This is a genomic window from Pseudomonas sp. 09C 129 (genome assembly GCF_002843625.1).
In the GTDB taxonomy this organism is placed as follows: Bacteria; Pseudomonadota; Gammaproteobacteria; order Pseudomonadales; family Pseudomonadaceae; genus Aquipseudomonas; species Aquipseudomonas chlororaphis.
The window spans coordinates 6,034,455-6,047,354 of the sequence record NZ_CP025261.1 but is presented as its reverse complement, the minus strand read 5'-3'; the positions used below and the strand labels follow the sequence as shown (position 1 = coordinate 6,047,354).

At 59.4% G+C, this 12,900-nt stretch carries 14 protein-coding genes; 11 read left to right on the top strand and 3 right to left on the bottom strand.

The window, feature by feature from the left end:
* Nucleotides 1-104 precede the first annotated feature (104 nt).
* Entirely contained in the window at nucleotides 105-836 is a 732-nt protein-coding gene (locus tag CXQ81_RS27070; protein WP_009045527.1) for an OmpA family lipoprotein, read from the top strand.
* A 166-nt stretch (nucleotides 837-1,002) separates the two neighbouring features.
* Here the strand turns inward: CXQ81_RS27070 and CXQ81_RS27065 are convergent, their stop codons facing one another.
* Nucleotides 1,003-1,437 (bottom strand): YhcB family protein, encoded by a 435-nt coding sequence (locus tag CXQ81_RS27065; RefSeq protein WP_007928428.1) that lies wholly within the window; start codon nucleotides 1,435-1,437, stop codon nucleotides 1,003-1,005.
* A 144-nt stretch (nucleotides 1,438-1,581) separates the two neighbouring features.
* Here CXQ81_RS27065 and CXQ81_RS27060 point away from each other — a divergent pair, with 144 nt between their 5' ends.
* The 3 genes from CXQ81_RS27060 (at nucleotide 1,582) to zapE (ending at nucleotide 4,773) form a co-directional block, all read left to right on the top strand.
* Nucleotides 1,582-2,211: an alpha/beta hydrolase gene (locus CXQ81_RS27060; protein WP_037035259.1), complete on the top strand. Its 630-nt coding sequence runs from the start codon at nucleotides 1,582-1,584 to the stop codon at nucleotides 2,209-2,211.
* A gap of 24 nt (nucleotides 2,212-2,235) precedes the next feature.
* Entirely contained in the window at nucleotides 2,236-3,591 is a 1,356-nt protein-coding gene (locus CXQ81_RS27055; RefSeq protein ID WP_101339026.1) for a tryptophan--tRNA ligase, read from the top strand.
* Nucleotides 3,592-3,678: 87 nt separating this feature from the next.
* Nucleotides 3,679-4,773, top strand: a complete 1,095-nt coding sequence (zapE, locus tag CXQ81_RS27050; protein ID WP_007928431.1) for a cell division protein ZapE — start codon at nucleotides 3,679-3,681, stop codon at nucleotides 4,771-4,773.
* A 47-nt stretch (nucleotides 4,774-4,820) separates the two neighbouring features.
* On the opposite strand, the gene CXQ81_RS27045 is transcribed toward zapE, so the two are convergent.
* Nucleotides 4,821-5,720, bottom strand: a complete 900-nt coding sequence (locus CXQ81_RS27045; RefSeq protein WP_172963002.1) for a GlxA family transcriptional regulator — start codon at nucleotides 5,718-5,720, stop codon at nucleotides 4,821-4,823.
* 244 nt (nucleotides 5,721-5,964) lie between these two features.
* Here CXQ81_RS27045 and CXQ81_RS27040 point away from each other — a divergent pair, with 244 nt between their 5' ends.
* Complete coding sequence (locus tag CXQ81_RS27040) at nucleotides 5,965-7,101, top strand: acyl-CoA dehydrogenase family protein (protein ID WP_007928433.1); 1,137 nt, start codon at nucleotides 5,965-5,967, stop codon at nucleotides 7,099-7,101.
* Between the two features lie 59 nt (nucleotides 7,102-7,160).
* Here the strand turns inward: CXQ81_RS27040 and CXQ81_RS27035 are convergent, their stop codons facing one another.
* Entirely contained in the window at nucleotides 7,161-8,198 is a 1,038-nt protein-coding gene (locus CXQ81_RS27035) for an NADP(H)-dependent aldo-keto reductase (RefSeq protein WP_101339025.1), read from the bottom strand.
* A gap of 246 nt (nucleotides 8,199-8,444) precedes the next feature.
* On the opposite strand from CXQ81_RS27035, the gene rplM reads away from it, so the two are divergent.
* From rplM to CXQ81_RS27005, 6 genes are all read left to right on the top strand, one after another.
* Complete coding sequence (gene rplM, locus CXQ81_RS27030) at nucleotides 8,445-8,873, top strand: 50S ribosomal protein L13 (protein WP_007928449.1); 429 nt, start codon at nucleotides 8,445-8,447, stop codon at nucleotides 8,871-8,873.
* A 14-nt stretch (nucleotides 8,874-8,887) separates the two neighbouring features.
* A complete protein-coding gene (gene rpsI / locus CXQ81_RS27025) occupies nucleotides 8,888-9,280 on the top strand; it encodes a 30S ribosomal protein S9 (protein WP_003228056.1) in 393 nt (130 codons plus the stop codon).
* A gap of 256 nt (nucleotides 9,281-9,536) precedes the next feature.
* Nucleotides 9,537-10,130, top strand: coding sequence for a ubiquinol-cytochrome c reductase iron-sulfur subunit (gene petA / locus CXQ81_RS27020; RefSeq protein ID WP_009045522.1), 594 nt, complete (start codon nucleotides 9,537-9,539; stop codon nucleotides 10,128-10,130).
* A complete protein-coding gene (locus CXQ81_RS27015; RefSeq protein WP_007928456.1) occupies nucleotides 10,130-11,341 on the top strand; it encodes a cytochrome bc complex cytochrome b subunit in 1,212 nt (403 codons plus the stop codon). The genes petA and CXQ81_RS27015 overlap by 1 nt, the downstream gene beginning before the upstream one ends.
* Nucleotides 11,341-12,123, top strand: a complete 783-nt coding sequence (locus tag CXQ81_RS27010; RefSeq protein ID WP_007928459.1) for a cytochrome c1 — start codon at nucleotides 11,341-11,343, stop codon at nucleotides 12,121-12,123. Before CXQ81_RS27015 ends, CXQ81_RS27010 begins: the two co-directional genes overlap by 1 nt.
* Before the next feature lie 151 nt (nucleotides 12,124-12,274).
* The gene (locus CXQ81_RS27005) at nucleotides 12,275-12,892 is read left to right on the top strand and encodes a glutathione S-transferase N-terminal domain-containing protein (protein ID WP_007928460.1); all 618 of its coding nucleotides are present in this window, start codon (nucleotides 12,275-12,277) and stop codon (nucleotides 12,890-12,892) included.
* Nucleotides 12,893-12,900: the final 8 nt, after the last annotated feature.

Sequence of the window (12,900 nt, the reverse complement as noted above, 5' to 3'; positions counted from 1 at the left end):
CAAAAGTTTCACGGAATTTTTGTCATTGGCCGTGTTCAAACGCCTGCAAAGGTCTGTTGCCAACGTCCGCTGCATCACAGAATGAAAAAAGTAGGAGCTTCTCCATGTTCACCTCGCGTCGTTTGATCGTTGTTGCTACCGCTGTGGCCTTGTTGTCCGGCTGTGCTTCGCCTAACCCCTATGACAATCAGGGGCAGGCCGACGGCTCCACGGGCATGAGCAAAACTGCAAAATACGGTGGCCTGGGTGCCTTGGCCGGTGCGCTGGCCGGTGCCGCCATCGACCACAACAACCGTGGCAAGGGCGCGCTGATCGGCGCCGCGGTAGTCGGTGCTTCCGCCGCTGGCTATGGCTACTACGCCGACCAGCAGGAAAAGAAACTGCGTGCCAGCATGGCCAATACCGGGGTCGAAGTGCAGCGCCAGGGCGATCAGATCAAACTGATCATGCCGGGCAACATCACCTTCGCCACCGACTCGGCGAACATCGCCCCAAGCTTCTATCAACCGCTGAACAACCTGGCCAACTCCCTCAAGGAGTTCAACCAGAACCAGATCGAAATCGTCGGCTACACCGACAGCACCGGCAGCCGCCAGCACAACATGGACCTGTCCCAGCGCCGGGCCCAGAGCGTGGCGACCTACCTGACCTCGCAAGGTGTCAGCGGTGCCAACCTGTCGGCCCGTGGCGCTGGCCCGGATAACCCGATCGCCAGCAACGGCGACGTCAATGGCCGTGCGCAGAACCGTCGAGTGGAAGTGAACCTCAAGGCGATTCCTGGCCAGCAGTATGGTGGTCAGCAGCAACAACCGGGTACGGTTCAGCAGTATCCGTAACTGATCGTTTGAATGAAGAAATGCCCGATCCTGTGATCGGGCATTTTTGTGTGTGGCCTTTGCCAGCCTCTTCGCAGGCTTGCCAGCCGCTATCAAATCACCAGATACAAAAAAGCCCCCGGACAACCGAATGGTCCGGGGGCTTTTTACTGGACGCGGAGCCTGATTACTTCTTCAGACCATAATGCTCGTCGAGCATGCCGGGCGCGTTAGGCGTCTTTGGCGCGTAGTCCCGTGGCGGTTCCTGGTCGCGCGGTGGCGTCAGGCGTTCCCGTGGAGCCTGCACCGAGTCGGAGTGCAGCGCGGCCAGCAGGCGTTGGCGGGTCAACTCGTCCAGGGCCAGGCGGTTGGCGCCCTCGGCGAGGTGGTCCTGCACTTCCTGATAGCTTTGAGTGAGTTTTTTCACCAGGGTGGCGGTGCTGTTGAAGTGGGTGACCACTTCGTTCTGATAGCTGTCAAAACGTTCCTGAATATCATCCAGCTGACGTTGCGTGCGGTTAGGCGCGGCATTCGGCAGCAGGCGAGCGACCAGAAATCCAATGGCGACACCCGCGATCAGGGCAAGAGTCGGCAACAACCAAACTAGGAGCGAGTGTTCCACGAGTCCTTCCTCTATAAACGGCTTTGCTTTACGTTAACGGCTCGAACCTGCGCTGTATACCGCGATTCACTCGCAATAGATTGGCACAGACAATTTGCTAGACGAGTCGACCCGATTCGAGGTCACGGAGTTCCTTCCTTGCTTATGCGTGAAACCCCCGTAGTGATTGCCGGCCCGGTCGGCCAACTGGAAGCCCTGTATCTGGATGTCGCCGACGCCCGTGGCGTGGCGCTGATCTGCCATCCGAACCCGGTGCAGGGCGGCACCATGCTCAACAAGGTGGTCTCGACCCTGCAACGTACCGCGCGTGACGCCGGCCTGATCACCTTGCGTTTCAACTACCGTGGCGTCGGCGCCAGCGAAGGCAGCCACGACATGGGCAGTGGTGAAGTCGATGACGCGCAGGCGGCGGCCGAATGGCTGCGAGCCAGGCACCCGGACTTGCCGATGACCCTGCTCGGCTTCTCCTTCGGCGGCTTCGTCGCCGCCAGCCTCGGCGGACGCCTGGAAGCCCGCGGCGAGCCGCTCAAGCACCTGTTCATGGTTGCCGCCGCCGTGATGCGTTTGCGCGATAGCGACCTGCTGCCGCAGAACTGCCCGCTGACCCTGATCCAGCCGGAAACCGACGAAGTGGTCGACCCGCAGCTGGTCTACGACTGGTCCGACGCGCTTGAGCGCCCCCATGAGCTGCTGAAAGTGGCAGAATGCGGACACTTTTTTCATGGCAAGCTCACCGATCTCAAGGATCTGGTGCTGCCACGACTCTCGAATTGATTGCAGTCTGATAAGCGATTACCCATGACTACTCGTACGCGCATCCTCACCGGCATCACCACCACCGGCACGCCGCACCTGGGCAACTACGCCGGCGCCATCCGCCCGGCGATTCTCGCCAGCCGCGACAGCAATGCCGATTCGTTCTACTTCCTGGCCGACTATCACGCGCTGATCAAGTGCGATGACCCGCTGCGTATCCAGCGCTCGCGCCTGGAAATCGCCGCGACCTGGCTGGCCGGTGGCCTGGATGTGGAGCGCGTGACTTTCTATCGCCAGTCGGACATCCCGGAAATCCCGGAGCTGACCTGGTTGCTGACCTGCGTGGCGGCCAAGGGCCTGCTCAACCGTGCTCACGCCTACAAGGCTTCGGTGGATAAAAACGTCGAGACCGGCGAAGACCCGGACGCCGGCATCACCATGGGCCTGTACAGCTACCCGGTGCTGATGGCCGCGGACATCCTGATGTTCAACGCCCACAAGGTACCGGTCGGTCGCGACCAGATCCAGCACGTGGAAATGGCCCGTGATATCGGCCAGCGCTTCAACCATCTGTTCGGCCAGGGCAAAGAGTTCTTCACCATGCCCGAGGCGCTGATCGAGGAAAGCGTCGCCACCTTGCCGGGCCTCGATGGCCGCAAGATGTCCAAGAGCTACGACAACACCATCCCGTTGTTCAGCAGCGCCAAGGACATGAAGGACGCGATCTCGCGCATCGTCACCGACTCCCGTGCTCCAGGCGAAGCCAAGGACCCGGACAACGCGCACCTGTTCACCCTGTTCCAGGCTTTCGCGACGCCGGCCCAGGCTGACGAATTCCGCAGCGAGCTGCTGCAGGGCCTGGGTTGGGGCGAGGCGAAGAATCGTCTGTTCCTGCTGCTGGACAACCAGTTGGGCGAGGCGCGTGAGCGTTATCACCAGTTGATCGAGCGTCCTTCGGACCTGGAAGACATCCTCCAGGCCGGCGCCAAGAAAGCCCGCGCCGTGGCCACGCCATTCCTCAACGAGCTGCGCGAGGCCGTGGGCCTGCGTTCGTTCGTCAATCAGGTACAAGTGGCGGCGACCACCAAGAAGAAAGCGGCCAAGGCCGCGCGCTTCGTCAGCTTCCGCGAAGACGACGGCAGCTTCCGTTTCCGCCTGCTGGCCGCCGATGGCGAGCAACTGTTGCTGTCGCGCAACTTCGCCGACGGCAAGACCGCAGGTGCGGTGACCAAGCAACTGCAATCCGGCCAGGCTCTGGATCTGCGCAGTGAAGCGCTGGGTTTCAGCGTGTGGCTGGAAGGCGAGTGCGTGGCCGACAGCCCGGCCTTTGCCGACACGGCGGCCCGCGATGCGGCGATCGAGGCGCTGCGCGTCGCCCTGGCGCCTGTGCAGGACTAACCGCAATCTCCCGACCAAGGGCTGATTGCCATTCTCAAGGGCCGTCGCTACAGTGACGGCCCGTTTTTGTTGCCTTGCTAACGAATTATGACGCCCCTAGAACGATACCAAGCTGATCTGAAACGCCCGGAGTTCTTCCACGACGCCGCGCAGGAAACCGCCGTGCGTCATTTGCAGCGCCTGTACGACGATCTGATCGCCGCGTCGAACAACAAGCCGGGCCTGCTGGGCAAGCTGTTTGGCAAGAAAGACCAGGTGCCGGTCAAGGGCCTGTACTTCTGGGGCGGAGTAGGGCGTGGCAAGACGTATCTGGTCGATACCTTCTTTGAAGCCCTGCCGTTCAAGCAGAAGGTCCGTACTCACTTCCACCGCTTCATGAAGCGTGTGCACGAAGAGATGAAGACCCTGGGCGGCGAGAAGAACCCGCTGACCATCATCGCCAAGCGCTTCGCCGACGAGGCCCGGGTGATCTGCTTCGACGAATTCTTCGTTTCCGACATCACTGACGCCATGATCCTCGGCACGCTGATGGAAGAGCTGTTCAAGAACGGCGTGACCCTGGTGGCGACCTCGAACATCGTGCCGGACGGTCTGTACAAGGATGGCCTGCAACGTGCGCGTTTCCTGCCGGCCATTGCCCTGATCAAGCAGCACACCGAGATCGTCAACGTCGACAGTGGCGTCGACTACCGCCTGCGTCACCTGGAGCAGGCCGAACTGTTCCACTTCCCGCTGGACGAAGCGGCCCACGAAAGCCTGCGCAAGAGCTTCCGCGCGCTGACGCCGGAATGCACCCAGGCGGTGGAAAACGATGTGCTGATCGTCGAGAACCGCGAAATCCGCGCCCTGCGTACCTGCGATGACGTGGCCTGGTTCGACTTCCGCGAACTGTGCGATGGCCCACGCAGCCAGAACGACTACATCGAACTGGGCAAGATCTTCCACGCTGTGCTGGTCAGCGGTGTCGAGCAGATGAGCGTCGCCACCGACGATATCGCCCGTCGTTTCATCAACATGGTCGACGAGTTCTACGACCGTAACGTCAAGCTGATCATTTCCGCTGAAGTCGAGCTCAAGGATCTGTACACCGGCGGCCGCCTGACCTTCGAGTTCCAGCGCACCCTCAGCCGTCTGCTGGAAATGCAGTCCCACGAGTTCCTCTCGCGGGCGCACAAGCCTTAACGGTTTCCAGATAAAAAGAAGGGCCTGCATTGCAGGCCCTTTTTCATTTACGCGGCTTGTTGGTGAAACTGCTGCCGGTACTGGTTCGGTGACAGCTCGGTGTGCTGGCGGAACAGGCGGGCGAAGAAGCTCGCATCGTCATAGCCGACCTCGTAGCTGATGGTCTTGATGCTCTTGCGCGTCCCCGAGAGCAGGCCCTTGGCGGTTTCGATGCGCAGGCGCTGCAGGTAATGCAGGGGTTTGTCGCCGGTGGCGGTCTGGAAGCGGCGCATGAAATTGCGAATGCTCATGCCATGTTCGCGGGCCACGTCCTCGAAGCGGAACTTGTCGGCGAAATGCTCTTCGAGCCAGTGCTGGATCTGCAGGATGATCACGTCCTGGTGCAGCTTCTGGCCGCCAAAGCCGATACGCCCCGGGGAATAGCTGCGCTGCACTTCATAGAGAATGTCGCGGGCCACGGCCTGGGCCACGTTGGCGCCGCAGAAACGCTCGATCAGGTAGATGTACAGGTCGCAGGCCGAAGTGGTGCCGCCGGCGCAATACAGGTTGTCGGCGTCGGTCAGGTGCTTGTCCTGATTGAGCTGGACCTTGGGGAAGCGCTCGCTGAAGGCATTGAAGAAACGCCAGTAAGTGGTGGCTTCCTTGCCGTCGAGCAACCCGGCTTCGGCCAGCCAGAACACCCCGGTGGCCTCGCCGCAGAGCACGGCGCCGCGGGCGTGTTGCTGGCGCAGCCAGGGCAGGATCTGTGGATAACGTTGGCAGAGGGTTTCGAAATCGTCCCAGAACGCCGGGAGGATGATCACGTCGGTATCTTCCAGGCCGCCGTCCACCGGCATGATCACGTTGCTGAAACTGCATACCGGTTTGCCGTCGGGGCTGACCAGGCGGGTTTCGAAGGCCGGGGTCAGGCCCTGGCCCAGCTGCTTGCCGTAGCGCAGGCTGGCCAGATGGAAGAAATCCTTGGCTTGCATGAGGGTGGAGGCGAAAACCCGGTCGATCGCCAGGATGCTGACGCGCCGCAAGGGCGTGGAGGTTTGGTTAGACATAATTAAATTGTTCTTATAGGGGAAAGTGGTCACCAGACGGCTGGATCGTCTTATTTTTTGTCGGATGTGTCCAGTGTCCTGTGTCGTGCGCGTGGGCTTAGGCTCTGTGGGCCAATCCCGGCTAACAATAACGACAGGTGGCCCCATGATCCCCAGAACCTTGTTCAGCTCCGAGCACGAACTCTTTCGTGACAGCGTACGCACCTTCCTGGAAAAGGAGGCCGTGCCATTTCATGGGCAATGGGAAAAACAGGGCTACATCGACCGCGCCTTGTGGAACAAGGCCGGTGAGGCGGGAATGCTCTGCTCCCATCTCCCCGAGGAGTACGGCGGACTGGGGGCTGACTTTCTCTATAGCGCGGTAGTGATCGAGGAGGTGGGGCGCCTTGGTCTGACCGGTATCGGCTTCTCCCTGCATTCCGATATCGTCGCGCCTTATATCCTGCATTACGGCAGCGAGGAGCTTAAGCACAAGTACCTGCCGAAACTGGTGTCCGGCGAGATGGTCACGGCCATCGCCATGACCGAGCCGGGCGCCGGTTCCGACCTGCAGGGGGTCAAGACCACTGCGGTGCTGGACGGTGACGACTATGTGATCAACGGCTCCAAGACCTTTATCACCAACGGCTATCTGGCCGATCTGGTGATTGTCGTGGCCAAGACCGATCCGAAGGCCGGCGCCAAGGGCACCAGCCTGTTCCTGGTGGAGGCGGATACGCCCGGTTTTTCCAAGGGCAAACGCCTGGAAAAGGTCGGTATGAAGGCCCAGGACACTTCCGAACTGTTCTTCCAGGACGTCCGCGTGCCCAAGGAAAACCTGCTGGGGCAGGCCGGAATGGGCTTTGCCTACCTGATGCAGGAGTTGCCGCAGGAGCGTTTGACGGTGGCGGTAGGCGGTCTGGCGTCAGCCGAGGCGGCATTGCAGTGGACCCTGGAGTACACCCGCGAGCGCAAGGCCTTCGGCAAATCGATCGCCGACTTCCAGAACACCCGCTTCAAACTGGCGGAAATGGCCACCGAAATCCAGATCGGCCGGGTCTTCGTCGACCGCTGCCTGGAATTGCATCTGCAAGGCAAGCTCGATGTACCGACCGCCGCCATGGCCAAGTACTGGGGCACGGACCTGCAATGCAAGGTGCTCGACGAATGCGTGCAGTTGCACGGCGGTTACGGCTTCATGTGGGAGTACCCGGTGGCCCGGGCCTGGGCGGATGCGCGGGTGCAGCGGATCTATGCCGGGACCAACGAGATCATGAAGGAAATCATTGCGCGTTCCCTGTAGTGCGTTGCCTCTTGTGAGGGCGCGAGCTTGGCAGGCTCGCTCCCTCACTGGAAGGTGGGTTACGGCGCCGGATTCGGGTGGTCCTTGTGGATCGCCTCGATGCCGGCCAGCACCTCATTCGACAGCTTCAGCTCGAGACTGGCGATATTGCTGTCCAGTTGTTCGAGGGTGGTCGCACCAATAATGTTGCTGGTGACGAACGGTTGCTGGGTGACGAATGCCAGGGCCATTTGCGCCGGATCCAGGCCATGCTCGCGGGCCAGGGCGACATAGCGGCTGCAGGCCACTTCCGATTGTGGGTTGAAGTAGCGGCTGAAGCGGCTGTACAGGCTCAGGCGGCCTTTGGCCGGGCGTGCGCCGCCTTCGTATTTGCCGGAGAGGAAGCCGAACGCCAGTGGCGAATAGGCCAGCAATCCACATTGTTCGCGAATGGCGATTTCCGCCAGGCCCACTTCAAAGCTGCGGTTGAGCAGGTTGTAGGGGTTCTGGATCGATACCGCCCGTGGCCAGCCGCGGCTCTCGGCGAGGGCCAGGAACTTCATGGTGCCCCAGGGCGTTTCGTTGGACAGGCCAATGTGGCGGATCTTGCCGGCCTTGACTTGCTCATCCAGGGCTTCGAGGGTTTCCTCCAGCGGGGTGAAGTCTTCTTCCTTGTGCTTGTAGCCCAGTTGGCCGAAGAAGTTGGTGCTGCGCTCTGGCCAGTGCAACTGGTAGAGGTCGATCCAGTCGGTCTGCAGGCGCTTGAGGCTGGCGTCCACGGCTTGGACTATGTGCTTGCGGTTGTGTTTGAGCTGGTTGTCGCGGATGTAGTCGATGGTGTTGCCGGGGCCGGCGATCTTGCTGGCGAGGATCCAGTCGGCGCGATCGCCGCGAGCCTTGAACCAGTTGCCGATGTAGCGCTCGGTGGTGGCATAGGTTTCGGCCTTTGGCGGCACCGGGTACATCTCCGCGGTGTCGATGAAATTGATCCCGGCAGCCTTGGCCCGTTCGATCTGGGCGAAGGCCTCGGACTCGCTGTTTTGCTCGCCCCAGGTCATGGTTCCCAGGCAGATTGCACTCACGTTCAGGTCGGTCCGGCCTAGCTGGCGATAGTCCATCGGGTGCTCCTTCGGCAAAACAATCATAAAAGCAGGTTGAATTTTTTTTCGCAATCTGCATAATTCCGCAGCTCTTTCTGCAGTGGAAGTGATGCGCCGCCTGCCGAAGAATCTTGCCGTATAACGGACGCGCTGACCCGAGCCCCCGATAGCGTCTGTATCCGGCTGCCTTTGACTTGTCAAAGTACGCACTATTCAGTAAGATCCGCCGTCTAATTTACAGGGCGGCCCCTGAGGCTATAAAGAATGAAAACTTTTACTGCTAAACCGGAAACAGTTAAGCGCGACTGGTTTGTCGTCGACGCTGCTGGTCAGACCCTGGGTCGTCTGGCCACCGAAATCGCGAGCCGTCTGCGTGGCAAGCACAAGCCTGAGTACACCCCTCACGTCGACACCGGTGACTACATCGTCGTGATCAACGCTGAGCAAGTACGTGTTACTGGCGCTAAAACCACTGACAAAATGTACTACTCCCACTCCGGTTTCCCGGGCGGCATCAAGTCGATCAACTTTGAAAAGCTGATCGCCAAGGCCCCTGAGCGCGTGATCGAGACCGCGGTAAAAGGCATGCTGCCTAAGAACCCGCTGGGTCGCGACATGTACCGTAAGCTGAAAGTCTATGCGGGCGCTGCACACCCTCATACTGCTCAGCAGCCCCAAGAACTGAAGATTTAACGGAATAGTTCATTATGTCGGCGACTCAAAATTACGGCACTGGCCGTCGCAAGACTGCAACCGCACGCGTTTTCCTGCGTCCGGGCACTGGCAACATCTCCATCAACAACCGCTCCCTGGATAACTTCTTCGGCCGCGAAACTGCCCGCATGGTAGTTCGTCAGCCGCTGGAACTGACCGAGACCGTCGAGAAGTTCGACATCTACGTCACCGTTATCGGCGGTGGTGTGAGTGGCCAAGCTGGCGCAATCCGCCACGGCATCACTCGCGCTCTGATGGATTACGACGAAACTCTGCGCAGCGCTCTGCGTAAAGCCGGTTTCGTAACCCGTGACGCACGTGAAGTTGAACGTAAGAAAGTTGGTCTGCGTAAAGCGCGTAAGCGTCCGCAGTACTCGAAGCGTTAATTCGCTTTCGCGTTCAAAAAGCGCCCAGTCTCCTCGCGGAGCTGGGCGTTTTTTTATGGGCGATTATTTTGCGCTGTGACAACTTGCCACATCTGCAGAGCCCCTATACTACAGGGCTTGGGGCAGGGCCAAGTTGGTAATTACCTTGTCAGAGTAGGGGCTTTTCATTACCATTCGGCAAAATTTTTATAAGTTCAGATTTTTACTTAGTAGATGCCTGATTTAACAGGCCACAAAGCTGATGGGAGAGGACTGAATGAGCAATGACGGCGTGAATGCAGGCCGGCGTCGCTTCCTTGTAGCAGCCACATCCGTGGTGGGTGCTGCAGGAGCGGTGGGGGCTGCGGTCCCGTTCGTGGGGTCATGGTTTCCCAGTGCCAAGGCGAAAGCCGCAGGGGCACCGGTGAAAGTGAATATCAGCAAGATCGACCCAGGTCAGCAGATGATTGCTGAGTGGCGTGGTCAGCCGGTATTCATCGTCCGCCGCACACAGGAAATCCTGGGGAATCTCAAAAAGATCGAGGGTCAACTTTCCGACCCCGACTCCAAGAACTCTGTCCAACCAACCTACGTCGACCCGCAAGTGCGTTCGATCAAGCCAGAGATTCTGCTGCTGATCGGTATCTGCACCCACCTGGGTTGCTCACCGACTTTCCGCCCTGAAGTGGCGCCTGCGGATCTGGGCAAGGATTGGGTAGGTGGCTATTTCTGCCCTTGCCACGGTTCCCACTACGATCTGGCTGGCCGCGTCTACAAGTCGCAACCTGCGCCTTTGAACCTGCCAGTACCCCCGCATTCCTATGAGTCGGACGACCTTATTGTCATCGGCGTCGATACGGAGAAAGCGTGATGAGCAAGTTCATGGATTGGGTTGATGCGCGCTTCCCTGCGACCAAAATGTGGGAAGACCATCTCAGCAAGTATTACGCCCCGAAGAACTTCAACTTCTTCTACTTCTTTGGTTCCCTGGCTCTGTTGGTTCTGGTTAACCAGATCGTCACCGGTGTCTGGCTGACCATGAGCTACACCCCGTCGGCGGAAGAAGCTTTCGCTTCCGTCGAATACATCATGCGCGACGTCGAGTACGGCTCGATCCTGCGTCTGTTGCACTCCACTGGCGCCTCGGCGTTCTTCATCGTGGTCTATCTGCACATGTTCCGTGGCCTGCTCTACGGTTCCTACCAGAAGCCGCGTGAGCTGGTGTGGTTGTTCGGCATGCTGATCTACCTGGCGCTGATGGCCGAAGCCTTCATGGGCTACCTGCTGCCTTGGGGACAAATGTCCTATTGGGGCGCCCAGGTGATCATCTCGCTGTTTGGCGCGATCCCGGTCATCGGTAACGACCTGACCCAGTGGATTCGTGGTGACTACCTGATTTCCGGTATTACCCTGAACCGCTTCTTCGCCTTGCACGTAGTGGCCCTGCCAATCGTGATTCTCGGTCTGGTAGTGCTGCACATCCTGGCGCTGCACGAAGTGGGTTCGAACAACCCGGATGGCGTGGACATCAAGAAGCACAAAGACGAAAACGGCGTACCGCTGGATGGCATCGCTTTCCACCCGTACTACACCGTGAAAGACATCGTCGGCGTGGTGGTGTTCCTGTTCATCTTCTGTTCGATCGTGTTCTTCTTCCCGGAAATGGGTGGTTATTTCCTCGAGAAGCCGAACTTCGAACAGGCCAACCCGTTCAAGACGCCTGAGCATATTGCCCCGGTTTGGTACTTCACCCCGTTCTACGCGATTCTGCGCGCGGTTCCGGACAAACTCTTGGGTGTGATTGCGATGGGGGCGGCGATCGCCGTGTTGTTCGTGCTGCCATGGCTCGATCGCAGCCCGGTCAAATCCATGCGCTACAAGGGTTGGCTGAGCAAGATCTGGCTGGTGGTGTTCTGCATCTCGTTCGTGATCCTGGGGATCCTCGGTGTTCTGGCACCGACGCCGGGTCGCACGCTGCTGTCGCAGGTATGTACCTTCCTGTACTTCGCCTACTTCATTCTGATGCCGTTCTATACCAGGCTCGAGAAGACCAAACCGGTTCCGGAAAGGGTGACTGGCTGATGAAAAAGCTATTTGCTGTACTGATTCTTGCTGCTATGCCTGTACTGTCCTTCGCGGCCGAACACGGTGGTCCCGAGCTGGAAAAAGTCGACATCGACGTCTCCGACAAGGCTGCCATGCAGGATGGCGCACGGACATTCGCCAACTACTGCATGGGCTGCCACAGCGCCAAGTTCCAACGCTATGAGCGCGTTGCCGACGATCTGGGGATTCCTCACGATCTGATGATGAGCAAGCTGGTGTTCACTGGTGCGAAAATCGGTGATCACATGAGCATCGGCATGCAGCCGGCTGATGCCAAGACCTGGTTCGGTGCGGCTCCGCCCGACCTGACCCTGGTGGCTCGTGTGCGTGGTACCGACTGGCTCTATGGCTACCTGCGCTCCTTCTACGAAGATCCTGCGCGTCCATGGGGTGTGAACAACAAGGTCTTCCCGAACGTGGGTATGCCTAACGTCCTGGTCGGCCTGCAGGGTCGCCAGGTTGTTGGCTGCAAACAGGTACAGATCGTCGAAGACGGCAAGAAGCAATACGATCCGCTGACTGGTACCGCTTTGACCCATGAAGCCTGCGACCAACTGACCGTGCTGCCAAAAACCGGCACGCTCAACGAAGAGCAGTTCGACGAGAAGGTCAAGAACCTGGTGACCTTCCTGGCCTACTCGGCCAACCCGGTCAAGCTGGAGCATCAACGTATCGGCACCTATGTGTTACTGTATCTGGCCTTCTTCTTCGTGTTCGCCTATCTGCTCAAGCGCGAATACTGGAAAGACGTTCATTGATAAAGCTGTAATTCATTGCTGTTAATCGTGCGCGCCCAAGGGCGTCTCTGAAGGTGTAACGAGTCTGGATCATCCAGGCGTTACGGGAGGCGCCCTCTGGGCGCGCTCGTTTTTCTGCTTCCGATAATTTCAACAAGCGAGGAGGACCGCCATGGGCGTGACCAATCGGTTGGCCTGTTACTCCGACCCCGCCGACCACTATTCCCACCGGGTACGTATCGTGCTCGCAGAGAAGGGTGTCAGCGCCGAGATCATCAGTGTGGAGGCGGGGCGTCAGCCGCCGAAGCTGATCGAAGTGAACCCATACGGCAGTCTGCCCACCCTGGTCGATCGTGACCTGGCGTTGTGGGAGTCGACCGTGGTGATGGAATATCTGGATGAGCGTTACCCGCACCCGCCACTACTGCCGGTTTACCCAGTGGCGCGTGCCAACAGCCGTCTGCTGATTCATCGGATCCAGCGTGACTGGTGTGGGCTGGTGGATCTGATCCTGGATTCCCGGACCAAGGAAGCCGCTCGGGCTCAGGCTCGCAAAGAGCTGCGCGAGAGCCTGACCGGCGTTTCGCCGCTGTTCGCGGAGAAGCCGTTTTTCCTCAGTGAGGAACAAAGTCTGGTGGATTGCTGCCTATTACCAATACTCTGGAGATTACCGATTCTGGGTATTGAATTGCCACGGCAAGCCAAGCCGTTGCTTGATTACATGGAGCGCCAGTTCGCCCGTGAGACGTTCCAGGCAAGTCTGTCTGGCGTCGAACGCGACATGCGCTAAGGCTTAAG